A 25,076-nucleotide genomic window follows, 5' to 3' on the forward strand; every position below is an offset into this window, starting at 1 on the left:
ACAGATTTAAATTTTTGCTTGACCATCTACAAAACAGATCTTGCAGAGAAAAAGACAAGACTCTTTATGCCGCGAACTTAAAGTGTTTCAATTTATCCGCCGCCATTTTATGCTTGAGTTTGCTTGCTTTCATATAATAGTACGTAGCCCAACGAATTGATTTCCGTACACCGTCGCCAAATTCGAAACATAGGCCTAAATTATACATCGCTTTTTCATCGCCTTTTTTAGCTGCCTTTTTATACCAATGAATTGCTTTTGAATGGTCCCGTCTTACACCTTGACCATAAAAATAACAAAAACCCAAATCTCTTTGAGCTTCAATGTCACCTTGCTTCGCGGCGAGCGAATACCAGTAAACTGCTTTTTTGTAATCCAGCGGCACAAACTCCCCTTCTCTATAAAAGAACCCAATATTGTATTGTGCCTCCATTTTCCCCTTCTCCGCAGCAGTTAAATACCACTTAAAGGCTTGCGAAATATCTCTCTTCACGCCGTTGCCAAAATCATAACAAGTACCCAAATAGAATTGCGCGCGTATATTTCCACTGACCGCTGCCGTATGCCATAACGCAAAAATTTTGTCCCAAGGCTTCGTCCTCTTTTTTGACTCAAAGGCCAACTCATAACCCTCCTGAAAAAGCTTTCCAGCGTGCGCAGTACTCATTTGAGCATCCTTTTTTTTATAACTCATCACTTGTAAATAGTCACCGCAATATCCGGTATTTTGTCCGGTTTTTGCTATTTACTTAATTCCCGGGGATGGGTAAGTGGCACATTTCGTATGGTTGGCCATTAAAAAAAATTCGCGTTGCAAAATGTCCCGATGATTTTTAATCCGGGATGTACGGCAGGATTTGACGGTGCAAGGAAATTTTCCTTTTTTAAATTGTTATACCCCACAATGCTTGCTGCGGCAGCATGGGACATGGACTTGAATTGCATCGACCAATTAAGCTCACCGCCCAGTACATACAGCGGTGGCGTAATAACCCGGCGAGAGAAATAACCGTGAGATAAGTACTAGAATGAAGCGCAAATGATAAATTTGATTTCGCCAATCCGGCGGTCGCGAAATCATGATAAAAACCGTTATTTTCTGCTGTTGCCTGTGTCTGAACTATATCAGCTCCGCACAGGAGGTCAGAATCAAACTGGAGAATTGCACGTTGGAGCCAGCTGTGTTGAAGCAGATCAAAGGCTCCCTGACGTTTCAACTCGATTTCTATGCGGGCATTTTCAAGGATAAGACCAAAAACAGTTTTCGGGCGCGTGTCTTTGGCTCGAAGCGGGAATTCCTGACATACAGTAAAAGCAAAGCCGATTTCAATCCACTCCGAACAAGTGCCATCGCGTTTTACAGCCCTAGCCTTAACGAAATGATCCTTCACACGGAGGTTGACAACTTTGCGTCGACTTTCTCGCACGAGCTGAGCCATGCCATTCTCCATTATTATTGTAAAAACACAGAAACCTGGCTGGACGAAGGCATCGCCGATATGCTCGAAGACGTCATCCTGACGGATAGCGTCTACACCTTTGATAGCCGGCGGATCGAAAAGGTATTATCGGCGAAGAAACTTTTGCAGGAAGGCGCATCATTGCAAAACGTGATCGATAGTGGAGATTTCTATAACAAAACGACGAGTCACAGAAACTACACGCTGTCATGGGCAGTAGTGGCCTACCTGTATGAAACAGATACCAGGCTGTTGTTCAGCATGATTACGGCCAGCTGCAAAAATCCTGATGAGTTTATAGACATGACCTACCCGGGAGGATTATCCCTTCTCATGCCCGACGTGAAATCGTTTTTTTTTAACAACAAGCCCAGTCCTGATTAATTCTTCAGCCGCTGGATAACCTCCTTATACCTGCTGTCCAGTTCCTTCCGGACAGTTACGATATTCAGCGGCACGGTCAACGATCCCTTTTCCCAGATTCCTGATGTGTTGAGTCGGTCATCCCGATAAACCGTGTACCCCTGTCCGGCGAAAAGGTCTTTTTTAAACTCGCCGATATACTGGGCGCCATCTTTCCAGCGCACGATGCCATAGCCATGACGCTCGTTCTTTTTAAACTGCCCACGATATTGGCTTCCATCCAAAAATATCCGCGTGCCGATGCCATCGAGTTTATCATCTAGCCATTCGCCGTCATAGATCACCACACCGTTGTAAAACAGCTTGCCAGTACCATTTTTCATATTGCGCGACCACTGCCCCTCATACTTGTTTAACCCGGCTATTTCGATGCCAAATCCGGTCCTGGCGTGATCGTGAAAGCCTCCGGTGTAGTGGCGTATCAAATTACCCTCAGCATATTCTTTTATATCGCTGCGATCATCCTCCAGTCTATCGTCGACAAACACACCAGCATACACAACATCGAAGCTGCCGTCACGTGCCATTCCAGTCCCTCGCCCGTGCTTCACTCCCTTCACGAAGCTGCCAGTATAACAGGAGGCCGTATCGCCATATTCATAAAGGACCTCGACGCCCACCCCTTCAGGGTCGCCATTGCTGTAGTCGCCGACATACGTATACGTCAGAACATTGTTTTCCAGGCGCCTGTAACGCCCCTTCCCTTCTTCCTGACCGTTCACATAGTGTCCTTCATAGCTGCTCCCCCCCTCGTACGTATACTTTCCATAGCCATGGGTGATTCCTCTTTTCAGGGCGCCAACATATTCCTGCCCCCGCTTTCCATTTTTGTACCAGATGAGCGTTCCCTCACCGGTGGCGTATCCATTCACGCATGCGCCCGTCCAGGTAATGCTCTCATTCTTCGCCGGGCTGGGGTTGTATACTTTGCAGCCGTCATTTGTCTGAATCCAGACCGAGTCTTTTTTCTCCTGTGCGCTGGCTTTTCCAATTGAAACCAGGGAGAACACCACCATAAATAGGAGCTTATTCCAAATAACCATAGCAATATGGGCGCAAATTAATGGAATTTTGATGGTAAATTCTGAGAGATTTCTTCCGTCACGTCAGCGATCTTTTCTTATCTCAATTTATTAAGCTCACACCGATGATCATTAAAGCAAGTTTCGGGTTTCCCTGCACTTCTCTCCTCCCAATCTTTGCACCGAACATTAAACAAAAAAATGCAAAGATTTAAAAACAAATCCGCACTCATAACAGGCGGAACGAATGGGATAGGCTTCGCCACCGCGCAACAATTCATCCAGGAAGGCGGTAGCGTCATCATCACCGGAAGAAGTGCTGACACCGTCAATAAAGCCGTTGAAAAATTAGGGACACATGCCGCCGGCCTTGTGTCTGACGCAGGCACTATGCGAGACATACTACGGCTACAGGAACAAGTAAAACAACGAGCAAGCAGTATTGATTTACTGTTTGTTAATGCGGGTTACGGAAAGTTCGCGTCGGTTGAACATGTTGACGAAGCGCACTTTGACGAATTGTTTAATCTATTGGCAAAAGGTGTGTTTTTTACGGTGCAACAGATCCTTCCACTCATGAAAAATGGCAGCTCGATTATCTTCAACACTTCTTTCGTGACCGAAATCGGAACACCGAATTTCTCCGTGTATTCTGCCGCAAAATCGGCGGTGCAATCATTCATCAAAACCTTCGCTGCAGAGTTTACCGAAAGAGGCATTCGTGTAAACGGCATTAGTCCAGGGCATATCAAAACAAATATTTTCAATAATACCGGGTTAACGCGTGAACAAATTGACGGCGCTATTCAACATATTGTTCCTGCCATACCATTCAAAAGGCTGGGCGAGCCAGCCGAAATTGCCAACGCGGTATTATTTCTTGCTTCGGAAGAAGCCTCTTACATACACGGAACAGAATTAAGGGTAGACGCAGGCCTTTCAATTATCAGATAATAAAAACGGATTAAATGCAGGAAGAGGGTTCGCGCTGTGCCCGCCAATAAGTTCAGGAACATACGGAATACCAAACATCAATGACAGGATGACTATAGGGTAAAAGATTGACGAAAGTCATCTGAGTATTTTATACTATCTTCCGCTGCAACAACTACTATACCCGTGGCTATACCTTTTTTGTCCCTCCTGCGCGGATTCGCGCGCTCCGCACTGGTTGTATCCATCATCCTGGCCGTGACCCTGGCTTGCGCCGACCGCAAATCCGTTTCCAGTGGGCCCATTGCCGAAAGGCTCGTGGCGTGCCAGGTACTGGAAGACGGGCAACAGGGGGTTCTGACAGCGGCGCTTACGGGGAGCGACAGTTCTTCCTCGGCCATCATCGCTGCGCTGCTGCAGGTGCAGTACAAGGGGATGGGTGCCAACTATAGCGACTGGACTACCTACACTTTGTGGGACACGGTGGGTTCTCCCGAAGCCATCGCCCGGGTTGAGAAGCTGCTGGACGGACTAATGGAGTGCCAGGTAATCGATGACCAGCAGCGCCGAATTGTCCAATTGCAGATCGTTCCGGAGCACTTATACCATCCCGTCCAAGTGCTGACCAAGCTCAACTTCCTGGCGGCTTACAAAGCGTATATAGCGCCGGCGCCCATGCTTGCCTTTGCCGACTCCCTGCATCGCGCGGGGATCGTACCCGACGACCGGTACGCGGCATTGAAAGGCGACATTCGCGCCGGCAAGCTTGCGCGACACTACCAACTGCTGGACTATGTGGAGCACGGAGTCCACTTCGACCTGGCGCAGCAGTCCGGCGACCCCAGTAAATATCTTCCCGTGATTTACAGACGCGTGGCGGACATACTTCCCGAGCTGGGGTTTACCGACTTTCAATACGAAATTATTAAAGACGAGCAAAATTCCAGTCCAGACTACGTCGCCTACAACGCCGTGGTGAGTTTCAACGTGAATGGTATACCTTACCGGCACAAAAGCTTTATCGCGCCTGAACACACCGGTAAGCGCCATGGATACCTCGGTTATATCGATGAGCACGCGTTCTATCAGATCTTCAACCAGGTGCTCGCGGATCACCGGTCTCCATACCGGCTCCACCTGGTACCGGCCTTGATGCAATACTTTCCCGGAAACTATCAGTATTTCGGGATTATCGCCCTGACGCAGACGCAAACCTCTGTGATCCCCGGTGGTACCTCGTTGTTCGGAATCGTCCAGGAGGAATCGTTCGAGCATGCGCTTACAGCGGATGACATCAATCAGGCCATTCACACGTTTCGACAGACTGGGCTGCTCTCGCATCTTACGTCGGCGCAAGTAGACAGCGCGGTCGCCGATCGTCCCATGAAGATCGGGGAACTCTTGCTTTCCCTGCCCGGTGTGGTCTTTGCCTTTGATGCGGAGCTGAATAACCTGGAGCATCCTTACGAAGAAATTTTACAATCCTTCGCGCGCATTTCGCATGGTGTCTTTCATCCGACGAATATCCAGGATGATTTCGACCTGGATCACACGCACGGCGAGGTGACGTTCCAGCTCGCCGGAAAGAAATACAGCCACCGTTTCGGCATCGAAGGAGACTGGGTAGACCCTGGTTTTCTGACGTATGTGTTCGGCTTGCCCGCCGAGCTTAAACTTGCCGGCCGGTTCTACTCGTTTCCCGGTGATGGGCAAGTGGCACATTTTATTTATCTGACGCCACCCCAGGCGCTGGTACTGAAGGAAAGGTATAAACTCGACCTGAAGTAAACCTTGGGTGGGCGTCCGACGGCATTTCTCTATCAGCTGATCGCACTATAGATATAGTGTATTATTTACTAGTGAAGATCAAATTATCATCATCAAAAATTGATTTAAAATACAGGATCCATTAGTTTAGTGATTACATTACCCCAAAATATGAGATCCATCGTTAAACTTGTAATTTGTATAATCGCTTTATCCAGCTGTGCCAATGATCCCACGCCACAGAAAGACGTTGACTGGAAAAAAATTGATCTTAAAACGACCACTGATCTTCAGAAAGTCTTCTTCGTAAATAGCAGCGTTGGTTTCATTGGTGGTACCCAACGGGCAACGTTGTCAGCATTTACCAATAAAAACATTGATGGCGGCTACTTTGAATATGTGGAATCCGTACACATCAATACAGACTCTGTCAAATATTTATACAAGACATTCTCCGCCAATAATCCCGAACCAACGTTGTTTATTACCAGAGACGGGGGCAACAGCTGGACAAGTTTAGCAACCCCTTTTGTCTCCAGTATTACCGATATTTTTTTCCTCGATGAGCTGGTTGGCTATGTGGCCACCGAGTACGAAGGAGTTCATAAGACAACGGATGGTGGCAAGACCTGGAAAAGCGTTATTTCAAACATTGGTTTTTTAGGAAATCAAAGGATCGTTGAAAATCCATTTAACGAAGTTTATTTCCTTAGCAAGATGGAAGGTTTTGCTTTCAAGCAGTACAATAATATTGTTGTAAAAACTATTGACGGAGGTGCGAGCTGGACCGTCGTCTCATCTTTCGATTTAAAGTATGTGAACGGAGGCGGGTTAAAAAGTATGACTTTTCCGTTCGACAATCTTACTGGTTACGGTGTAGGAAATTCTCACCTTGTTAAAACCGTGAATGGAGGTCTGAGCTGGGATACGCTGCATTTTAAACTACCAGCGTTCCTGGACCAAAATATTCTTTCTAATATTCAGGACCTTTCTTTTTTGGACGAAAATATAGCTTTTATGATTTGCGGGGGTATTGCTTATATCAGTAGAGACGGTGCAGTAAATTGGGAACGCATTGATTTTTCCTCAGGCGATCGAATTCAGGCCATCAATGAAAATGAGTGTTATGTATTGTCTCATGGCAATCCACCAATAGCCTTTGCGAATGTTTCGAGCGGGAAATATGCATCGATGACTATAGACCGCGGTGAAACTCAGATCAACGATTGGTTTTTCGCGGATGGTAAGGGATTCGCTGTGGGACCAAATGGACTTCTCTTAAAGTATGAAAGGAATTAGCTGGGTGACGAAATTTTGAAGGATCGAAGCAGTCACTAAGCAAAACACCCCATAAACAATTTGTTTATGGGGTGTTTTTTCAAGAAGAGACTTTTGAGACGGCCACGCTGTTCGTGTATTTGCTTCGGTCGTGATAGTTTCGTATCGCGGTTCTCCTTAAAACGTATACCGTGCGCCCAACTGGACCTGGAACGGGTTGCCCGACGGCGTTATTACCCCGGCGTTGGCATTGACGTTGTAGTTAAAATTGCGGGTATCCGCATCGAATCCCGTGACAGTATAGAGGTTTTGTTTGCCCAGTGTTTTGGTGGTGCCCCAATCTTTCTTCAGCATGTTGGCGACATTAAAGATATCGGCCGACAGTTCCAGCGCCTGCGTGCGGAAAAGTTTGAAGCGTTTGCCGATGCGCAGGTCCCACACACCATAAAATCCATTTTCGCCACCGTTACGCTCGGCGATCTTGCCCGCGCTGTTGCGGATATAGTCTTTCAGGCTTCCGTCCGCTTTGGGATTGGCCAGGATGGCATTGATGGCGGTGCGATACTTTTCTGCTACGGCAGGATCGTTGGGATCGAACACATAGGCCAGGTCGTTGGAGTCGACGAAGTCGCCGTTGGGGTTTCCGGAAACTGCCAGCGAATACCGTGTGCCGCCGATGCCCGAGTAGCGAACCCCGACGCTGACGCCGTAGAAGGTGGGCAGGGTTCCGTAGAATACAACCTTGTTTCGGAACTGGTTGTCGGAGTAGGTCATGCGGCTCAGGTCGCGGGGATCGTCCTTCACCATGAGCGACAGCGTAGCGGAGTTGGCCACGTTGCCATTGTAGGAAGTATTGTCCCGGATATCGGACCAGGTATAGCTGACGGTTATCTCGCCATCTTTAAAATAGCGGAAGGTGGCGTCGGCTACGGCCGCAAAGTGGTTTACTTTACCCTCGCTGGTTAGCTCGAGCACGCGCCCTACGCGGGTTGTCTTACGACCATTCATCCAGTTGGTGGCGCCATTCGTTGTGGTGATAGACTCAGCCGGCACATACACCGCACGTCCGCCTTCGTTGCTGAGGGTAAAGAACGGGTTGTCGGCCATGTTGCGGTCGACGTACATATAGTTGTTACGCCCGAGGCTCATGAAGCCGCTGATGCCCATCTTCAAGCGATCGTTGAAAATGCGGTTGTACGACAGATTCGCTTTATAGATGACGGGCACCCTGGCGTCTTTGCCGTTGGTGTTGATGGTGGCGAGAGCGGGTACACCGGCGTCAAATAATTCGCGGCCGGGCGCGGTGGAAGGATCCTCGCGGTAGCCCGGGAAATTCGGTGCCGGCACGAGCGCTCCCTGCACATCGACGGAGAGTACCTTCGTACCATCAAACAACATGTTGTTGATCATGGCATAGTTGTTAATGTCTGAGCCGAAGATGCCCGCTCCGAGCCGCACAAAATCGCGTTGCCGCTGGTTGACATCCCAGGTGAATTGCACGCGGGGCTGTACCTGGAAGGTAGACAGTCCGTTGTCGGTGCGCAGGCCCAGTTCCTCGTATACCACGGGGTTAAAGTTGGCCTTGTCCATGTAGCTGGAATAATCGGCACGGACGCCGAGCATCATGTCGAGCCCGGGCGCCAGGCCTGTCTGCAGCTGGGCGTATAACGCGGTGTTGAGAATATTTTGCTGCACGCTGTGGTCGTCGGACAGGGCGATCTCGCGGGCATAGCGATAGGGTGTGGCGTTTGCGAAATTCTCCATGCCGGTAAAGTAAAAGCGACCGTTCATCTCGCTGCCGTAGAGCGAATTGAGGTGGCTATACATCAGGTCGGCGCCGAAGGTAAAGTTGATCTTGTCGGTTGTATAATAAACGTTGTCCACGAGCTGCACCACATGGTTGTAAAAATGCTCGGGGGAAAAACGTTGTCCGCCCAGCTGAATGGTGGTGAACACAGTCTTATCGCCGATGGTAGAGCCCACGTTCTGCACGATGGCACGCGGTATATTCGCGCCGGGCAGCTGATCGCCGGGCGAAGATTCTTCGAGGGTGTACAGGTGCTGCAGCTTCAGCTCGTTGGTGAACCGCGGGGTTACCGCACTGCGCAGAGTGGCGAGGATGCTGTTATCGATGGACTTTACATTGCCGTATACCTCAAACATATTGATGGCACTGTTGTCGTCCAGGCCGAGGTTGTTCATGTCGTACACAAAGTTGTCGCGTATGGTGAGCAGGTTGTTTTTATTGATCTGCCAGTCGACGCGTGCAAAGACGGCATCGGTACCGCGCTTTTTATCGAACGATCCGAACTGCGGCGAGTTGGCCACGCCGTATTGCTCCCGTGCAATGCCCAGGAACTGATCTAATGTAGCCTGTGTGATGTTCAACCGCGCCTCGTCAGCAGGCGACTGGATGTCGGCAATCTGCAGGGGCCGGGCATCAGCTTGGTGGTCCCATACAACAAAAAAATGTGCTTTGTCTTTTACAATCGGTCCTCCGAGGGTAAAGCCATATTGATAGGTGGAGAACTCGACATCTCTTTTATTGCCGCGGATATCGTATTTGCTGGAGAGTCCGTTTGTACGCATGTAGGTAAAGGCGCTGCCGGAGAACGTATTGGTTCCCGACTTGGTGACCGTACTGACAGTACCACCCCCACTGCGGCCATAGGTAACATCGTACTGATTGGTGACCACGTTGAACTCGCGCACCGCTTCCATGGAAATAGCGTACGGTCCACCGTTGCGGTTGGTGGTGCCGCCGGAGGTTGGGTTCTTGGCGGTCATGCCATCGATGGTAAAGTTTACGGACGATGCCAGCTGCCCCGAAATATTTCCGCCCCGGCTGAGCGGAGACAGGTCTATTAAGGTGGTAAAGTTTCTGCCGTTTACGGGTAATTTGGCAATGTCGCGGGCTGTTACAGAAGTAGATGCCCCAAAATTGCCGACTTGGTTTTGCAGGGAAGAGGCGTTTACTTCTACCGTCGCCAATGCTTCCGTTGCGGGATTCATCTTCATATCGATGTGCAGGATGTCGCTTTGGTTCAGCATATAGCCGGTGCGCTTTTCGGTGCCGAAACCGATGGACGAAATGCTGACGGAATACGGTCCGCCGAGGGGAAGCTGTTTCAGCGTAAACTCACCGTTCACGTTGGTGACGGTACCGGTAGAAAAACCGGTCGATTCATTTTTCACCAGAATGGTCGCTCCGGGCAGGGCACCTCCGGCATCATCAGTTATAACACCCGTGATGGAGGCGTTTGTTGTTTGTGCTTTTGCCGGTGGTAATACCAGTGCGCATGTTGCCAGTGCAACTAGTAGAGACAGAATACGGTGTATCATCATGATCCTTGGGGGCTTGAAGGGCCGAAAGTAGAATCATCAGATTACAGCACGGTCAGTTCTGTATTAAGAATTAGTGAAATCTGCCAACGCCTGAACAACTGTTTATTCTCTTGTACACATCGGAGTGGCTAGTGTAAATGTTTCGCAAACGCTGTCGGAAAAAATATTCCTCATTTCGCTACTACCGAAGCCATCCGTTTTGGCTGTATGGACGATAGTATACTTCGGTTAAAGATTAACGTAGGGATAACGTGTGGCCGCGACCCGAAGCGCCGAACGATGACTCAATCAGTTGTCAAAAAGTGAACCGGTAGCGCTTCCAGATCCAGGTCTACGATTTTTGCCTTTGCATTCAATGGAAAACCAAATACCTTCGGGCGAGTGCTGAGGTTCAATCCTTTTCTGGAGAACGTATCCGTCAAAAATAGTTCTACGTCATTTCCAAAAACGTTGCGCATACCAGCATATCGATCGTCGAGGATATTGAAGTAATACCTGGGGTAGCCATTCTCAAAGATAATCCATGCGCCATATTCAAAATCGGACAAGCGATATTGATGCTTTTTGCTAAATAAAACAGGTATTTTTTCGACGCTGACGATCATACTTCTTCGGGAACAATAGTTACCGTTTTAAGATATCAAAATTTTTGAACATGGCGACGTTGATTTAGCTACGAGACCACCATTGGCGAAAAAAATGGACACTTCTTATTTTGCTTCGCGGACATACCGTTGTAGAAATCCCCCCTCTCTCGAAATTATATTCTATCGAACAACGCAAAATGTCTAACAACGGAGCTTATACGAGCGCTTTTTCGCTTCGCTTGTTAAACAAAACAGGGTTGCACGGTTGCTGACAAAGGGTTCTTCTGATGTTGAGGGCACGGGTATTTCACACCCTGTTCATGGGTACGATTTTAAAGCTCATGAAGCAAAAAACACATCCGCCATGACAAATAATGCATCTGACATTCAGGACCTCACCGGCCAGGCCGCGATTGATAAATTTAAAGAGATCGTAAAGCATGAGGAGACATGCCTCTTCAGCACAAACCTGGGCACCGTGCCGATCACGACGCGCCCCATGGGCGTGCAAAAAGTTTGCGACCAGGGAAACTTCTGGTTTATGAGTCCGGGCGATAGCGACAAGAACCGGGAGATCGAAGCCGATCCGCGCGTTCAGCTCTTTATCAGCAATACCAAGAACTATGAATTTCTGTCGGTCTATGGCCATGCTACCATTTCACGCGATCAGGCAAAGATCGATGAATTTTTTAACGCCATGCACAAGGCCTGGTTTCCCGAAGGAAAAGACGATCCGAATATTACGATTATCAAAGTAACGCCGGAAGAAGGCTTTTACTGGGACACGAAAGACGGGAAGCTGGTATCGATCTTAAAAATTGCAGCCTCTGCTGTGATGGGTAAGACGTTGCAAGAAGGTGTAGAAGGTACTATCTCCGTAGGCCGATAATATTCCTCCGCCAAACGGGCTGATTTTACCGATCTATATACAAAAGCACTGAACCCGGTGCTTTTGTATTTTAAGCTTACGCCCCGGTTATCGTGACACATGTGCCAAGGTGACGCTGGTATTCGGCTTCCTCCAAGAGATAGTACGCTACATTGGCACGACTGACTTTCGTCCGTTTCATATTGTCTGCCAGTTGATTTACAACAGTGTAGTGTTGTTGGTGTAAGGGACCATTGGTTAACATGGTAGGTCGCACGATTTCCCACGTCATCTTGCTGGCGATTATCAGTTCTTCCATTCTTGTTTTGTCAGCGTATTGATCCTTCAGGAACAAGCGGATGACGGTGCGCAGAAATAAATTCAGGTAAGGTTTACTGTCGCCTGCACCAAAACCGGTGATGATGATGACAGGTTTTTTATAGTCCAGGGCTTCCGTCGCCTGGATGAGCGCAGCCGCGATTTCTGAAAAAAGCGTGGTGCCTTTTTTCTTCTTCGTTCCCACGGTGACCAGCACGGCGTCGGTGTCTCGGATAGCCGAGATGAGGTCGGCGACACTTGTCGCGCTGCCCTTTACTTTCTTGAGACGCGGATGAATGGGGATTGCTTCGGTTCTGGTCGACAATGCTGAAATATAATGTCCCCGGATGAGTCCCTGAATAACGGCCTCCAGTCCTATGCCGGCGGCGGCTCCGATAATGGCTATTTTCATTGGGCAGACTTGTTAAAAATCTCGATGGCTGTATGGGATCCGACCAATAAACTATCGTCACCCCACGTCCACGGTTCACCTTCGACGTTGAGGATCTCGGCACCGGCTTCCCTGGCAATCAACAGTCCGGCGAGCCAGTTGTGGGTATCCAGGTCTGCCTGATGAAACAGATCGATGCGACCTGCCCCGATGTACGCCAACTGTAGTCCATGCGGGCCATAATTTCTTACGACGCCGAAACGATCGAGCAACCTGACATATGCTTTCGCGGATTTCTCTTGCCAGTCGACACTGTGTTTTAGCTGATGTCCGTATTCCGCCACCACGACCATATGGCGTGGATCCTGCCTTGCGCCGGCGGCCATCCTTTTACCATTCAGAAATGCACCACTACCGTTCATGGCCCAGAAAATTTCATCGGTCAGTGGATCGTAGACAACGGCCAGGTGTGGCTGTCCATTTTTTATCAATACAATATTGATCGTCCACCCCGCGATATGCTGTACATACTGAATGGCCCCATCCATGGTATCGCACAACCAGTATTGATTGTGTTGTGCCGGTCGTTTCTGCGAATCACCATCAAATTCATTGTCATCGACCCAGGGCGTGCCCGGGAAAACTTTAGCCAAATTTCGCTGCAGTACATCCAGACATCGCACCTCCAGGGTGTGGACGGCGTCTATAAGCTCATCGAATGTCTGTGGGATTTGCGTGCGGCGGAAATCGGTTAAAAATAAATTTCCGGTGACCTTCACTGCGTCGAGCACCGTGTTAACATGTTGTTCCATTTGTGTCATCCTTAATTTGATGACGCAAAAATGGATGTTGTGGCACAGATAAGACTGGGCGAAACACGGTTATGATAGTATGGATCACGGAATGTTTGCGGCGCGCTAGTCTCTGAATTGCCGCCGGAAATGCAACGGTGTAAGTCCGGTTGCTTTTCGAAAGAGCTTTCCGAAATGAGCCGAGTCCGGATAGCCCAGATCGAACGCTATCTCCCGCACTTCTTTATCGGTGAAGTATAACAGGCGCTTGGCCTCGTAGATTATTTGCTCCTGAATGTGCTCTGATACGGATTTGCCCGTAATGTCTTTGATGGTGTCGTTTAAATGCGACGTCGTGATAGAAAGCTTTGCGGCGTATGCTGCCGGGGACTTCGTTGTTTTGAAATTGGCTTTCAGCGAGACCTGAAAGGATTGCCAAATAATATATCCGCGTTTCTCCTGACGAGCGTCTTCCGGCGAGAGAAAGGTAATCTCTCCGGCGAGGAGCGTCAGGAAAGCACTGAACATAAAATGCACAGACTTGCCTTTGTAGATATCGGTGCCCGATGAATAGACATTACACATGAGCGCCAGCAGTTCTGTTATCTGTTTAAAAAACGCGTTTTGCTTTAACGGTATGGTTAGCGGCACGCGTGTTTCGAGCAAAGTTGACAGCTCCAGCGGCAGTGTGGAAGGGTCGGCCGCGATCGCCCAGCCTTGCGCCGACTTCGCATCAATAAGTTGATGCACCTGGCCCGGGAGCAGGCGAAGGAAACCTGGACCTTTTATTTGCAGGGTTTCAAAATCGACCTGCATGGTCCATTGTCCTTTTGTCACGAGCAGTAAATGGAAGTGATTGTCCCGGTGTGGTTTGTGTATGTCCAGATCTTCCCATCGTGTGTTTTCAATCGGCGCGATAATCACACCGGAGGTTGTCTGATCGGGAAACCGATGGTTGGGGATGTTTACTTTCTTACGCGGCACGGGGTCAAAGATTATTCTTCAAACGTTAAAAATCGCATTTTTTTTGTGCCGGATTGTGGTTAACTCCTTCTTCCGGGGTTATTGGCCGAGTAAATCGGATACCTTGGCCCGAACTTTTAATCGATGCGGACAACAGTAACAACATGAAAAACATAAGCATTCTTACTATGGCACTTCTTGCCGCCGTGATGACGAGCTGCGAGGTCGTAGGCGACATCTTCTCTGCCGGGTTTTATATCGGGGGTTTTGTTGTCGTTTTGGTGGTCGGAACAATCCTGGTTCTGGTTTTGCGCAGCCGGAAATAACACATATTTTTTATTGAATGTGCAATAATTGCCCCACATGTGGGCAGCCCGGGAGTACCGGGTGGCTAAATTATTTTAGCACCCTACAAATGCCTACTTCTGGCTTTGTCAACGGCATGCATACGGGACAAGCGGCAATTTGTCAACATTGACCGTTTACGAAACTAAAACTGTAAAGTGAGCTGTCGTGCGGGGCACTATAACTGAAAAATCCACCGCACTCGCCATTAATTCCTTTTTAAGAGATTATTAATACACCGCCGGTACATTTACCCCTCAGAAACTTATAGCCAAATAAGATGAGCCGGGTAAATTTCAGTATTACAAAAACAGCATCAACACGCAGTAAAATGGCGGTGATTGCCGTTGTGGCAATGGTCTTTGCAACCCTGGCGAACGCCCAGGTAGGGACCAGCATAAAAACGGTTTATCCTACAAAAGATTGGGTCGTATCTGACTTTATCGTGACCGATGCAACCTTTGGCGCGAAGGCCGAGCCAGGCTTTGACAACCGACCAGCCTTTCAGGCTGCGATTGATGCCGCCTATACCAACGGCGGTGGCGTGGTATACATTCCGGCGGGCAATTATGAGTTCCGCAGCACGCAGACCGCCACCCGGACCGTTAGGGTACGCCAGGGCAGTGAGCAACGCATGAAAGACTTTGCGTATCACTATGTACTGAATCTCCCGTCGGGCGTGCAGCTCCGCGGCGATTGGGCGGATCCGGAATTAAATGATGGGAAAGTTCTGGGAAGTATTCTGGAAGTACGTGTTGGTAAAGACGCGCCGAATTACAACGGAACGGTTGAAAGCTGGTGGAACGACGCGCAGGCCGGCAACGCACTCCGCACGACCTATACCAGCATAGCCGACAGATTTATAGACATGAATTCGGGTACCGGCGTGACGAACCTGTCCGTTTGGTATCCTGAACAGGACATCAACGATATAAAACCCTATCCCTGGACGTTATTTCAGCCCAGCGGCGACTGCGCGACAGTTGAAAACGTAACGCTGGTAAATGCCTACAACGGTTTTTACTCCGCGCCCAGCGAGCTTCATTACGTTCTAAACAGCTACATCACCGCCCTCCATACAGGAATCGAAGTCCATGTATGCACCGACATTGGACGGATCGAGAACGTCAGCATAAACCCGAAGTACTGGGCTCATTCGGGTCTTCCGGGCGCACCCTCGCTGGAGAAGGTTGCCGGGTACACGAAAGCGAACGGCACGGGATTCAACATGCACCGCTCGGATTGGGAATACGTATCGAATCTGTCTGTATCTGATTATAAAACCGGTATGTGGGTGGGCCGGGAACCCGGCTACGACGATACCCCGAATGCACAGTTTTATGAAATTCATATCAAGAACTGTGAAACCGGTATGTATGTGCAGGCCGTCAACCCCTATGGCTTGCTAATTTCAAACGCTACATTCGGTGCGGAAAAAGATGGTAAGGCTGTTTATTTCTCAAACGACTTCAAAACCTCCGTGCAATTCAACGGTGTCGATTTCACCGGACCGGTGGTGAGCGATGGCAGCGACGGCGTTATATCGTTTGAAGGCTGTACGTTTAGCCACGACGGTGACTACGCGCTTACCATAAACAATGGCAATGTACTGCTGACGCAAAGTGAGTTTAAAAAACCGGCAGGGCACGTGTTACTGGGGACAGACGTGAATACGCTCAAATCGGTGAACTCCGGCTACAAGGGCAAATTGGAAATAAAAAACGACAGCAAGTCCGCCAACGTGGAGATCAACAGCGGCAAGAAATATTTAGTTGATCTGATCCCTAAAAATATAGTAACAGACATTCAAGTACACCCGAAACCGCCGGCTAACAACGTGCTGAAAGTCGATCTGCCGAGAGCAACCGGTATGAACAACGAGCAACCGACGGAAGATATATCGGTCCCACTACAGAAGGCCCTGAACGAAGTGAAGGCTGCCGGCGGCGGCACCATGTACCTGCCGGGAGGACGATATCTGGTGAACAGTCCGATCAAAATTCCTTCAGGTGTTGAATTGCGGGGAACGTGGGATGTACAGCACCATACGCAAAGTGGTGGTGTTGGTATCTTTACAACGTATGCCGGTGGCGCCGACGGCGAAAAAGGTGCTTCGCTGATACAGCTGGCGGAAGGTGCGGGGATCAGAGGACTCACCCTCTCGCAACTGAATCTCGCCACGGATGGTAATAGTACTGAAAATCCCAGAGTGACGCCGTTCCTGATACAGGGACAAGGTCCGGACGTATATATTGTGAATGTGACGGTAGCCGGCGGAGACAAAGGAATAGACCTTGCCTCCTACAATACCAGCAGACACTACGTTGATTATTTTGCCGGCGTGCTTGCACGGGCAGGTATATGGGTAGGCGGCGGCGCGGAAGGTGGATTTATCCGGAATATGCAGCTCAATCCGCATTACGGGTCACGACTTCCGGCGGGAGGACAGGGATATCCGAAAATATCGCTGACACGCTTTGTACAATCACATTGCAGCGCGCTTAAATTCGCCGACATTAAACATCAGACAATTTTCAACAATTTTGTTTACGGGTCATTCAATGGTATACATTTTCTGAAAGATGCCATAACCGGCAAAAATCCCGGGGAAATGACAATAGTCGGTCACGGTTCAGACGGATGCTCGTATTCTCTCTTTGTAGAAGACGCCGACAAAAAAACAAAACTAATCGCGATCAACTCCGAACTGGTGAATACGCGAACAGCAGAGCCTGTGAGGTCATACGTGCTGATGGGAGGCGAAGCGAATACCCCTAACGTTCACCCGGATGCTCAACTGATCCTGTACAACAGTGCCTTTTGGGGCAGCCCTACCGTAGGGGCTATCATCAACAACGGCACCGTGCGTTTTCAACAGGCAAACTTCCAACGGTCGGGTGCGCCCGGCATCGACAACAGAGGCGGCGCGACACATGTGTACTCCTCATACTTCGCGCAAAGAATGCCCGGGGAGGCTGCCGGGGATAACGTGTATATAAAGCAGCACGCGGCGAGTGTCTCTACAGAGCTGACCAATAACTACTATATCTCCGGGCCTCGGGAAAGTAATGCGAAGTCGGGCAAGATTTATGGATCTGATATTGTTCCCAGGAAATGATTGCGATTTTGGGATAAGCGCTCCGTTCGTCTACCGCTGCCCCGGGCACTCCACGCACGATCAACTCAAGAGAATGGAAGAAACATGTGATGGCTCTCGTCATAGTGCGTTTCTGTGACGTAATACTGGTGACTTCCGATGATGGCAAACCCTGCTTTTTGATAAAAATGAATGGCTCGGGTATTGCCAATCCAGGCGTACAACCAGATGCCCGATTGGTTATTATCTTTTGCCAGCGAGATATTAAAATTTAAAAGTTCGAGCCCTAGTTTCAAGCCGTAAAATTCTTTGAGTATATAAATCCGATCCAACAGCGCCACATTTTCTGCCCTAATAGTTGGATGCTTTGAATTTAAAACAATCTTAGAAAACCCGACCGGCTGATCGTGATACCGGATGAGGTAGTAAATATTATGTATCTCCTGGAGATCGTCCTTAATCGCATCATTACTATAATTCCGTTCCAGAAAAGAATGCATGTCTTCTGCTGAGCAGCTATCCCGGTGGGAGTCTACTACGGACACTTTGCCAATGCTGGCAATGGAAGGGTAATCTTGCACCGTCGCCTTTACAATTGAAATCATGCTTATACGTCGTGTTTTCAAATTTCGCTAACAACGATTGCGCTGGCGCGGTGCAAACGTGACAATCACGGTGGCAGAATATGACAAGTCACGCAACTTATTCAAAAATGCCGGGCCATCAATTGTCTTTTCGTCGATGTTCACCGGATACCGGCTGGAGATCGGCTTGCCCGGTATTGCCGTCATACTTCAATTGTCGGCCGGTCAGTATATCGTCGGCTATCTGCAAGCGTACATTGCCGAAAGCTTCCAAACTGTTGGCTTTTTTATTGAAATAAGCGGAGTCGCAGTGAATGGTAGTGTTGCCGTGATGGAAGATGACATTGCCCTTGAAGCGATCTATAGTGGTATCTTTGGCCCTTTTGTGGGTATAGTGGTCGGCTTGCTGAAGGTTGATTTTGATTTGAGCCATGGTGGTGGCGGGTACCAGCATTACAAACAGGATAACAGATAGTAATAGGGGCTTCATAAAAACTAGATAATTAGGTTAGACATATCTTACCCGATAGAAACAATATTCGGACCATATTCTGTTGACACACCCGTATCCCACAAAGCGTTGATGGCAGGAGTGATGTTGATGGGGGTATCAGTTGGTGCCGGAAAGGCTATCCGGATTGTATCATGCTGAGACGATAGAATCGCTATCTTTGCCAGTACCACTTTATAATCGAGAAAGGGCGTATGAAGAAAATAGGTTTTTTGTCGTTCGGGCACTGGTCTGAGCATCCATCGTATAAAACCCAGACCGCGGCCGATACGTTGCTGCAGTCCATTGATCTGGCCGTGGCGGCTGAAGAGATCGGTTTGGATGGAGCGTATTTTCGGGTACATCATTTTGCCGCGCAGCTGGCCTCTCCCTTTCCGTTGCTTGCCGCGATTGGCGCCAAAACAACGAAGATCGAGATTGGAACCGGTGTGATTGACATGCGGTATGAAAATCCGCTCTATATGGTGGAAGATGCCGGCGCGGCAGATTTAATTTCGGGCGGTCGATTGCAACTGGGCATCAGCAGGGGTTCGCCGGAGCAGGTAATTGAGGGTTGGCGTTACTTCGGGTACGCGCCGGCGGAAGGAGAAACAGACGCCGAGATGGGACGCAACAAAGCGTTGCAGTTTTTAGATAAACTAAACGGCGTTGGATTTGCGCAGCCTAACCCCTCCCCTATGTTTCCGAACCCACCGGGCTTGTTACGCCTGGAGCCTCACTCCGCGGGATTGCGGGAACGGATCTGGTGGGGAGCAGCCTCTAACGCTACCGCTATTTGGGCAGCCGAAAAAGGAATGCACCTGCAAAGCTCGACCTTGAAATTCGACGAAAGCAATAAGCCTTTCCATATACAACAAGCGGAGCAGATCAGGCTGTACAAAGAAGCCTGGAAAAAAGCAGGACATGCGCGTGCGCCAAGAGTGTCGGTAAGCCGGTCTATTTTTGCCTTGATGACAGAGCAAGATCATTATCTCTTTGGACAGGGAACCAGCCGGGTCGATAAAATCGGTATGATCGAAAATGACAAACGTGCGATTTTTGGAAGAAGCTATGTGGGCGAACCGGATCAGCTCATCGCCGAGTTGGCGCAGGACGAAGCCATCCAGGAAGCCGACACACTGCTGTTGACAATACCCAATACACTGGGAGTTGAGTACAATGTACACCTGCTGTCTTCTATTCTGAAACATGTTGCACCCGGATTAGGGTGGCGTTGACTAGAACAATGCACCCGGTCCGCAGCGACTGGATGAAAGCGGTAATAATCCCGTGGACCAGTTGCTGAAATAGAATATTCCAATAAAACCCGCGCACGCTTTACTGCGCGTGCGGGTTTTTCTGCCGGGAAAATAGCAGGACACTGATTATTAACATGACAACGGCGGTTATGCCGTGAATCAGCAAATGGGAAAGATCACTCCCGCCATTGTACGACAGGATGATGAGGAAATCACACGCCGGAACGAGAATGGCGGCGGTAAACACCCAGGCAACGGCTTTGCGCATTCGCATCCAAAGCAATGGCAAAAGTACAACTCCCGAGAAGATATCGCGGATACCTTTAATCCTTCCGTACGCTGCATCATTTGAGCTCTCAAACGGAATACCATAGCCTACCGCGCCGACGTCGGGGTGGATGATAAACCGACCTCCAATAAATATAATGCCTATGGCTATTATCAGCACACTCCAAAATGACACTGATTTTACACCCCAGGAACTCTGATCAATTTGTGTTTTCATGTTTTTTGCTTTTTAGATAAGCAAAAGTCCGCTTTTGAAAATCGCGGGTCGTTCACCTGGGTTAATAAGTGGCGGGGGACGTTTTTTTTATCGCACGGACGTGCTGGGCGTAGGAAAGGCCCTCTGCTCAATAAAGACCGCCCGGGTGAAACAGCATGAATGGCGTAATCGGTTAATTTTGTTGCCATGGAGCTTTTGATTCAAACGATTAAAAAACTGATTGCCGTTTCCGAAAAAGATGTTGCCATCATTGAAAAACTATTTCACAGAAAGCTTTTCAAAAAAGGGGAACACCTATTGTCAGCCGGGGACGTTTGCCGCTACATTGTATTTATCGAGCGTGGTTTGGTGAGATATTACATCCATAACGATGGAACGGAGCAGACACATTACTTTAATCAAGCAGGTGAATTTGTATGCGATTATCCGAGCTTCTTGCCACAAAGCCCATCCCACAACAATATTCAGGCACTCGAAGACACGACTGTATACCAGATTGGCGCGGAAGGAATTCAGCGACTCTATCGCGAAGTCGCCAACGGAGAAAAGTTCGGCCGCGTGGCGTTAGAACATGTTTTTGTAAATGTGATCAACCAGATCGTTTCGCTTTACACCGATACGCCGGAGGACCGATACCTCAAATTTCTTTCCACGTATCCGGAGTTGGTGCAGCGGATTCCCCAGTACTACATTGCCTCGTATGTCGGGGTGAAGGCGCCTTCGCTAAGCCGGATCCGGAAGCGGCTGGCCTCCGGGCAGTAGCTCATCCCAAAAAAAGAGGTCGCCCTTACACCGGGCGACCTCTGCATATTTATCCTACCCCATTAGCCTTAGGGAGCAAAATGATACAGGGCAAAACGTATAGCGGGGTCTTTTACGCTGGTAAACGTAAAGACGAGGTTTGTGTACCGGGTATACCGCCCCAGGTTTTCGACATAGAAGCCTTCGGGATCTAGCAGTACATCCGCCAGCAGGTCGTAGTACGCCTGATTCTCGGGCTTGACGGCGCTGTTCGCATCGCGGAAGCCGTTGTCGTGCAGTACGAGCCTGTCTCCCTTATCTTCAAAAATTATCAGTTGCCGGATGGTGCTATTGACCACACTCCCGGTACCGGGGAAGGCGAAGTAATTGATCGGTGTGCCATTGAACGGCAGATTGGGCCAAAGCGTAAAGTTGGCCGTGAGCCCGAGCGGTGCGGCACTGAGATACAAATCTTCAAACGCCGGCGTCGTGAGCGAGCCCAGGTCGGTATCGCCAAAGTAGAATCCCAGGTTATAGGTTAGCGTGGGGTCGAGTATATACTTTTGTCCGTCTACCGGCACGATGGGGCCGTCTACGTCGCCGATGGCGAGCACGGTGCCGTCGCTAAGGGTTGTGACAAAGCGTTGCTCGTCTTCGTTGTACGTAAACTCGGGGTGCTTCACGATGCGGCCGTTGCTGAGCTTGATCGAGTCTACAAAGATACCGGTCGGGGTAAATCCGTAACCGATCGTGTAGCCCTCGTCAAACGACGTAACGACTTCGCCATCCTCCTCGGTTTCAATCACCGAGCGGATCGAGATGACGCGAGCGTCGTACGGAAAGTCAAACGCCGAACGGGTCACATCAGAGCCTTTTGTCTCTTCCAGCGCACGGTATACCGACCGACCGGCCGTGATGCGGCCGATATTATCGTACGCGGCGGTCAGGTCTGCCAGCGACGTGGCGGTGGCCTTTTTGAAGATGACTGTGTCTTGTGTACGGTTGGTGCGGAAAATCATGTCGCCTGCATCGGTGGTGCCATAGTATAAAAACTCAAAGTCGCCTTTCAGGCCTGATCCCGTCGCGCCGGGAATCGGCGAAAAGTTGGAGTCGGACAATTTATGCAACGCACTGTTCGTCGTAAACGAAAGCTTTGTAGTAGACCCCTGCACAACGTCATAGGTAGACGGCTTCAGGGTAAGGTCCTCCTGCGAAAAATCGGACGCCGCCTGTACCACCGAGTCGGCCAGGAACCGGAACACAAACTGATAGTAGCCCGTCTCTGCTTTCGACGGTTTGTACGACACCGTCCAGCCATGCTCGCTGGCCTTCAGCTGCTCGCGCACATCGCGGATGCTTTCGGCACTGCGTTCGGCGGATGATTTATCAAACACCTGCTCTACTTTCTCGTCTTCGCAGGCCACCGCCAGCAGTAGTACGCACACTGTCAGGATCCCCGACGCGGCGCGATAAATATAGTCTGTTAATTTTTTCATGGGAAACATGGTTGATATGCTTATCACTCTCCAATTAATCGCCGGGTGGCCTGATCGACGGAGTCTTGTAACACGTACAGATCGATATCGTACGCGCTTTTATAGTAGTCCACCACGATGCGCTCTTTCTGACGGATGCGCGTGGTGCCGGTGTTACCGATGCCGTCTACCAGCGCATCCCACTCGGCGCGGCTCATGTTTAGCATGGTAGACGCCATTTCGGCAAAGTCTTCGATCTCGCTGGCCCGTGCATAGGCGGTGATAAAGCCTTCGGTACGCGAGCCCGCGGTCGTTTCATTGAACCATTGCGCCGTATAGCCCTCGGGAGAGATCGTACCATAGGCCGCTTCGTCGAACGGCTTGATCTGGTTGAGAATGTGTACATACTCGTGCTGGATGGTATGAATAAACTCTACCACCGCCGCGCGGTCTGTTTTGTCTAACAGGTCGATTTCAAACAGTGTAATACGCTTGCCGGCCTCTGCGAGGCCCAGGGTAATTGTACCGGAGGGATTTACGTTGCGTCCACCGACCAACACAATCTGACGCGGTGCGATACGTTCGACAAAACCCGCACCGGCTACTGCCGTATACGGCTCGATCCACAACTTGCGGACTACGTTCAGCGCCGGCTGTACGCTGTCGGCCAGCGGCGGGTAGAGATACCGATCCTGCTCCACCAGCGACTCCGACCAGCGGTAGATCACCTCGATGTTGTAGGGAGTAATAAAGTTGTCGTCAATCCAGGTATCGAGCGCATTGAACTCGCCGGGTGTTGTGTCGAGGTTGCTACCCGCAGAGAGATCGTCGTCGGATCCGCAGGCGGCCAGCAGCAAGCTGAAGACGATCAGCGAAAATCCGTATCGTGTGATAGTTATCTTCTTGTTCATGATTTCTGAGCTATTTTTTTATCGTCTGTTGGCTGGAATGTTGAATACTTTGGCCGACTCGGGAATCTGGATGGCGCGGCGCGCATCGTCTTTCTCGAGCGTAATGGGTGTCTCTCCTTTGCGGCGGTGTGTCACCACGAGGTTGAACCGTTTGACATCGAACCATCGGAAACCTTCGTGGTAAAACTCGCGCCGGCGAAACTCGGCGATGCCCTTTACAAAGGCCACCTGGTCTTCCGTGAGTGTATAGAAAGGTGTATACTCGCCAGCCACTACCGGGTACGTGGTCCTCATCAGGTCCGTCGTGATCACATCCGTTGCGGCGTCAAAGTCTTCCGTCTTGAGCGAAAGGAATGCCGTCAGGTCGGCCTCGGCGGCTGTAAATTGCTCCAGCATGGCATAGGCTTCCGCGCGGTTCAGCAACGCCTCGTCGTTGGTAAAATGTACCTGGCCCGCATAGGGCGTACCGGTTCCGGCGGTAACATTGGTGACCCGGAAGTACTCCACGTACTTGGGAATGTTGTTATAATTATCAATACCATAAATGGGATACGCCCAGGCCTTTCGGAAGGGGTTAGTTCTTCGGTCGCTGAACAACTCTTCCGTTTTGTCCGCGGCGAGTCCATACCGATACGACGCGAAATTGCGTCCCTGGTAGGAATAAGGCCAGGTGATCAACAGGTTGGTGCGTTCGGTCGCGGCCGAGTACAGCGCTGTGCGCTCCGCATACGTCAGTGTGGTATACGTGGCAGACACAAAATCACGAATCAGCAACGCCGGTGCACCCGTTCCCAATACCACATTGGCGTGATCGATCACGTTCACCCATTCCCCTTTATACAGGTAGAACCGTGCGGCAAATGCATGGGCTGCCTTTTGTGTAAAGTGGAACTTCGCTTCCTTGTAGTCGTTGGTCACCAGCGCGAGCCCTTCGAGCAGGTCGGCCTCAATCAGGCGATAGGTTTCAGCAATCGTCTCACGCTTGTATTGCACCATAGCGTTTTCTTCGGGAGTGGTGACGTACGGTATACCTTGCTCCGTGTCAGCGGTGGCAGGGTCGTAGCGCAGCGAAAAGACGTTCAACACCATAAAGTGCACATAGGCACGGACCAGGAGGGCTTCGCCGCGCAGCGGCGCAAGGTCGGCATCGTCGCCGTCCATGACTGCCAGCGCTGCCAGCGCGTGGTTGGCATGGGCGATGGCCTGATAGCTCTGCTCCCAAAAGCGGGTGGGGCTGTCGACATCGGTAACCGACTCATAATCTTTCCACAGATAGGCGTTGGTATTTACCTGCGTCTGTTCGCCGACGTTGCCTTTGTCGTCGGCATTGTCGGTCATGACTTCGGCAAACGCTGCGAACTGCGCGTCGGGATACGCGTTCACCAGCAGCTGCGCAACTTTCTCGCGGGTATCGATGACGGTGCGTTTATCCTGCGGTTCGTCCAGGAATTCATTGCAGGCGGCCAACATAAAAAACGCCGGCAGTATATATAGTATTTTTGATTTCATGACAATGACGTTTC

General features: G+C 50.0%; 23 protein-coding genes. 9 read left to right on the forward strand and 14 right to left on the reverse strand.

Going from position 1 to position 25,076, the window contains the following annotated elements; all coding sequences use genetic code 11:
- Positions 1 to 64: 64 nt before the first annotated feature.
- Positions 65 to 667: a tetratricopeptide repeat protein gene (locus tag K7P01_RS08255; RefSeq protein WP_267291731.1), complete on the reverse strand. Its 603-nt coding sequence runs from the start codon at positions 665 to 667 to the stop codon at positions 65 to 67.
- Between the two features lie 217 nt (positions 668 to 884).
- Positions 885 to 1,391: a hypothetical protein gene (locus K7P01_RS08260; RefSeq protein WP_267291733.1), complete on the reverse strand. Its 507-nt coding sequence runs from the start codon at positions 1,389 to 1,391 to the stop codon at positions 885 to 887.
- On the opposite strand from K7P01_RS08260, the gene K7P01_RS08265 reads away from it, so the two are divergent.
- Complete coding sequence (locus K7P01_RS08265) at positions 1,380 to 1,844, forward strand: DUF1570 domain-containing protein (RefSeq protein ID WP_267291735.1); 465 nt, start codon at positions 1,380 to 1,382, stop codon at positions 1,842 to 1,844. The two genes, K7P01_RS08260 and K7P01_RS08265, sit on opposite strands and share 12 nt — an antisense overlap.
- Here K7P01_RS08265 and K7P01_RS08270 read toward each other — a convergent pair.
- Positions 1,841 to 2,926: an MORN repeat-containing protein gene (locus K7P01_RS08270; RefSeq protein WP_267291737.1), complete on the reverse strand. Its 1,086-nt coding sequence runs from the start codon at positions 2,924 to 2,926 to the stop codon at positions 1,841 to 1,843. The genes K7P01_RS08265 and K7P01_RS08270 overlap by 4 nt on opposite strands.
- A 180-nt stretch (positions 2,927 to 3,106) precedes the next feature.
- Here K7P01_RS08270 and K7P01_RS08275 point away from each other — a divergent pair, with 180 nt between their 5' ends.
- The 3 genes from K7P01_RS08275 (at position 3,107) to K7P01_RS08285 (ending at position 6,904) form a co-directional block, all read left to right on the forward strand.
- On the forward strand, positions 3,107 to 3,859 hold the full coding sequence (locus K7P01_RS08275) for an SDR family oxidoreductase (protein WP_267291739.1): 753 nt from the start codon (positions 3,107 to 3,109) through the stop codon (positions 3,857 to 3,859).
- Between the two features lie 165 nt (positions 3,860 to 4,024).
- A complete protein-coding gene (locus tag K7P01_RS08280) occupies positions 4,025 to 5,626 on the forward strand; it encodes a hypothetical protein (protein ID WP_267291741.1) in 1,602 nt (533 codons plus the stop codon).
- A gap of 150 nt (positions 5,627 to 5,776) precedes the next feature.
- Positions 5,777 to 6,904: a YCF48-related protein gene (locus tag K7P01_RS08285; RefSeq protein WP_267291743.1), complete on the forward strand. Its 1,128-nt coding sequence runs from the start codon at positions 5,777 to 5,779 to the stop codon at positions 6,902 to 6,904.
- A gap of 156 nt (positions 6,905 to 7,060) precedes the next feature.
- Here the strand turns inward: K7P01_RS08285 and K7P01_RS08290 are convergent, their stop codons facing one another.
- Positions 7,061 to 10,228, reverse strand: a complete 3,168-nt coding sequence (locus K7P01_RS08290) for a carboxypeptidase regulatory-like domain-containing protein (protein WP_267291746.1) — start codon at positions 10,226 to 10,228, stop codon at positions 7,061 to 7,063.
- A 284-nt stretch (positions 10,229 to 10,512) separates the two neighbouring features.
- Complete coding sequence (locus tag K7P01_RS08295; protein WP_267291748.1) at positions 10,513 to 10,776, reverse strand: hypothetical protein; 264 nt, start codon at positions 10,774 to 10,776, stop codon at positions 10,513 to 10,515.
- A 403-nt stretch (positions 10,777 to 11,179) separates the two neighbouring features.
- Here K7P01_RS08295 and K7P01_RS08300 point away from each other — a divergent pair, with 403 nt between their 5' ends.
- Entirely contained in the window at positions 11,180 to 11,704 is a 525-nt protein-coding gene (locus K7P01_RS08300) for a pyridoxamine 5'-phosphate oxidase family protein (RefSeq protein ID WP_267291750.1), read from the forward strand.
- Positions 11,705 to 11,780: 76 nt separating this feature from the next.
- Here K7P01_RS08300 and K7P01_RS08305 read toward each other — a convergent pair whose 3' ends face one another.
- The 3 genes from K7P01_RS08305 to K7P01_RS08315 form a co-directional block, all read right to left on the reverse strand.
- Positions 11,781 to 12,413, reverse strand: coding sequence for an NAD(P)-dependent oxidoreductase (locus tag K7P01_RS08305; protein ID WP_267291752.1), 633 nt, complete (start codon positions 12,411 to 12,413; stop codon positions 11,781 to 11,783).
- A complete protein-coding gene (locus K7P01_RS08310; protein ID WP_267291754.1) occupies positions 12,410 to 13,204 on the reverse strand; it encodes an inositol monophosphatase family protein in 795 nt (264 codons plus the stop codon). Before K7P01_RS08310 ends, K7P01_RS08305 begins: the two co-directional genes overlap by 4 nt.
- A gap of 105 nt (positions 13,205 to 13,309) precedes the next feature.
- Entirely contained in the window at positions 13,310 to 14,167 is an 858-nt protein-coding gene (locus K7P01_RS08315; RefSeq protein WP_267291756.1) for an AraC family transcriptional regulator, read from the reverse strand.
- Between the two features lie 143 nt (positions 14,168 to 14,310).
- On the opposite strand from K7P01_RS08315, the gene K7P01_RS08320 reads away from it, so the two are divergent.
- On the forward strand, positions 14,311 to 14,472 hold the full coding sequence (locus K7P01_RS08320; protein ID WP_267291758.1) for a hypothetical protein: 162 nt from the start codon (positions 14,311 to 14,313) through the stop codon (positions 14,470 to 14,472).
- 350 nt (positions 14,473 to 14,822) lie between these two features.
- Positions 14,823 to 17,609: a pectate lyase family protein gene (locus tag K7P01_RS08325; protein WP_267291760.1), complete on the forward strand. Its 2,787-nt coding sequence runs from the start codon at positions 14,823 to 14,825 to the stop codon at positions 17,607 to 17,609.
- 65 nt (positions 17,610 to 17,674) lie between these two features.
- On the opposite strand, the gene K7P01_RS08330 is transcribed toward K7P01_RS08325, so the two are convergent.
- Together K7P01_RS08330 and K7P01_RS32095 are read right to left on the reverse strand one after the other, a co-directional pair.
- Complete coding sequence (locus K7P01_RS08330; protein ID WP_267291762.1) at positions 17,675 to 18,193, reverse strand: GNAT family N-acetyltransferase; 519 nt, start codon at positions 18,191 to 18,193, stop codon at positions 17,675 to 17,677.
- A gap of 118 nt (positions 18,194 to 18,311) precedes the next feature.
- Positions 18,312 to 18,662, reverse strand: a complete 351-nt coding sequence (locus K7P01_RS32095) for an OstA-like protein (RefSeq protein ID WP_397311017.1) — start codon at positions 18,660 to 18,662, stop codon at positions 18,312 to 18,314.
- Positions 18,663 to 18,877: 215 nt separating this feature from the next.
- Between K7P01_RS32095 and K7P01_RS08340 the strand changes: the two genes are divergently transcribed.
- Positions 18,878 to 19,900, forward strand: coding sequence for an LLM class flavin-dependent oxidoreductase (locus K7P01_RS08340; RefSeq protein WP_267291765.1), 1,023 nt, complete (start codon positions 18,878 to 18,880; stop codon positions 19,898 to 19,900).
- A gap of 100 nt (positions 19,901 to 20,000) precedes the next feature.
- Here the strand turns inward: K7P01_RS08340 and K7P01_RS08345 are convergent, their stop codons facing one another.
- Positions 20,001 to 20,426 (reverse strand): DUF4267 domain-containing protein, encoded by a 426-nt coding sequence (locus tag K7P01_RS08345; RefSeq protein WP_267291767.1) that lies wholly within the window; start codon positions 20,424 to 20,426, stop codon positions 20,001 to 20,003.
- Positions 20,427 to 20,612: 186 nt separating this feature from the next.
- Here K7P01_RS08345 and K7P01_RS08350 point away from each other — a divergent pair, with 186 nt between their 5' ends.
- Positions 20,613 to 21,188 (forward strand): Crp/Fnr family transcriptional regulator, encoded by a 576-nt coding sequence (locus tag K7P01_RS08350; RefSeq protein ID WP_267291769.1) that lies wholly within the window; start codon positions 20,613 to 20,615, stop codon positions 21,186 to 21,188.
- Between the two features lie 68 nt (positions 21,189 to 21,256).
- On the opposite strand, the gene K7P01_RS08355 is transcribed toward K7P01_RS08350, so the two are convergent.
- From K7P01_RS08355 to K7P01_RS08365, 3 genes are read right to left on the reverse strand one after another with little or no spacing between them, the layout of a single operon-like run.
- Entirely contained in the window at positions 21,257 to 22,663 is a 1,407-nt protein-coding gene (locus tag K7P01_RS08355; protein ID WP_267291771.1) for a DUF4302 domain-containing protein, read from the reverse strand.
- 23 nt (positions 22,664 to 22,686) lie between these two features.
- The gene (locus tag K7P01_RS08360; protein WP_267291773.1) at positions 22,687 to 23,553 is read right to left on the reverse strand and encodes a zinc-binding metallopeptidase; all 867 of its coding nucleotides are present in this window, start codon (positions 23,551 to 23,553) and stop codon (positions 22,687 to 22,689) included.
- 18 nt (positions 23,554 to 23,571) lie between these two features.
- Complete coding sequence (locus tag K7P01_RS08365; RefSeq protein WP_267291775.1) at positions 23,572 to 25,062, reverse strand: RagB/SusD family nutrient uptake outer membrane protein; 1,491 nt, start codon at positions 25,060 to 25,062, stop codon at positions 23,572 to 23,574.
- Positions 25,063 to 25,076: the final 14 nt, after the last annotated feature.

The organism is Parachryseolinea silvisoli (assembly GCF_021190955.1).
GTDB classification, from domain to species: domain Bacteria; phylum Bacteroidota; class Bacteroidia; order Cytophagales; family Cyclobacteriaceae; genus Ohtaekwangia; species Ohtaekwangia silvisoli.

Excerpts from the sequence above, each read along its gene's own strand:
- K7P01_RS08325 (WP_267291760.1), top strand. The coding sequence starts at position 14,823 with ATGGCGGTGATTGCCGTTGTGGCAATGGTCTTTGCAACCCTGGCGAAC.
- K7P01_RS08270 (WP_267291737.1), bottom strand. The coding sequence starts at position 2,926 with ATGGTTATTTGGAATAAGCTCCTATTTATGGTGGTGTTCTCCCTGGTT.
- K7P01_RS08350 (WP_267291769.1), top strand. The coding sequence starts at position 20,613 with ATGGAGCTTTTGATTCAAACGATTAAAAAACTGATTGCCGTTTCCGAA.
- K7P01_RS08305 (WP_267291752.1), bottom strand. The coding sequence starts at position 12,413 with ATGAAAATAGCCATTATCGGAGCCGCCGCCGGCATAGGACTGGAGGCC.
- K7P01_RS08345 (WP_267291767.1), bottom strand. The coding sequence starts at position 20,426 with ATGAAAACACAAATTGATCAGAGTTCCTGGGGTGTAAAATCAGTGTCA.
- K7P01_RS08285 (WP_267291743.1), top strand. The coding sequence starts at position 5,777 with ATGAGATCCATCGTTAAACTTGTAATTTGTATAATCGCTTTATCCAGC.
- K7P01_RS08255 (WP_267291731.1), bottom strand. The coding sequence starts at position 667 with ATGAGTACTGCGCACGCTGGAAAGCTTTTTCAGGAGGGTTATGAGTTG.
- K7P01_RS08340 (WP_267291765.1), top strand. The coding sequence starts at position 18,878 with ATGAAGAAAATAGGTTTTTTGTCGTTCGGGCACTGGTCTGAGCATCCA.
- K7P01_RS08265 (WP_267291735.1), top strand. The coding sequence starts at position 1,380 with ATGATCCTTCACACGGAGGTTGACAACTTTGCGTCGACTTTCTCGCAC.
- K7P01_RS08310 (WP_267291754.1), bottom strand. The coding sequence starts at position 13,204 with ATGGAACAACATGTTAACACGGTGCTCGACGCAGTGAAGGTCACCGGA.
- K7P01_RS32095 (WP_397311017.1), bottom strand. The coding sequence starts at position 18,662 with ATGAAGCCCCTATTACTATCTGTTATCCTGTTTGTAATGCTGGTACCC.
- K7P01_RS08300 (WP_267291750.1), top strand. The coding sequence starts at position 11,180 with ATGACAAATAATGCATCTGACATTCAGGACCTCACCGGCCAGGCCGCG.
- K7P01_RS08360 (WP_267291773.1), bottom strand. The coding sequence starts at position 23,553 with ATGAACAAGAAGATAACTATCACACGATACGGATTTTCGCTGATCGTC.
- K7P01_RS08290 (WP_267291746.1), bottom strand. The coding sequence starts at position 10,228 with ATGATGATACACCGTATTCTGTCTCTACTAGTTGCACTGGCAACATGC.
- K7P01_RS08320 (WP_267291758.1), top strand. The coding sequence starts at position 14,311 with ATGAAAAACATAAGCATTCTTACTATGGCACTTCTTGCCGCCGTGATG.
- K7P01_RS08355 (WP_267291771.1), bottom strand. The coding sequence starts at position 22,663 with ATGAAAAAATTAACAGACTATATTTATCGCGCCGCGTCGGGGATCCTG.
- K7P01_RS08365 (WP_267291775.1), bottom strand. The coding sequence starts at position 25,062 with ATGAAATCAAAAATACTATATATACTGCCGGCGTTTTTTATGTTGGCC.
- K7P01_RS08330 (WP_267291762.1), bottom strand. The coding sequence starts at position 18,193 with ATGATTTCAATTGTAAAGGCGACGGTGCAAGATTACCCTTCCATTGCC.
- K7P01_RS08275 (WP_267291739.1), top strand. The coding sequence starts at position 3,107 with ATGCAAAGATTTAAAAACAAATCCGCACTCATAACAGGCGGAACGAAT.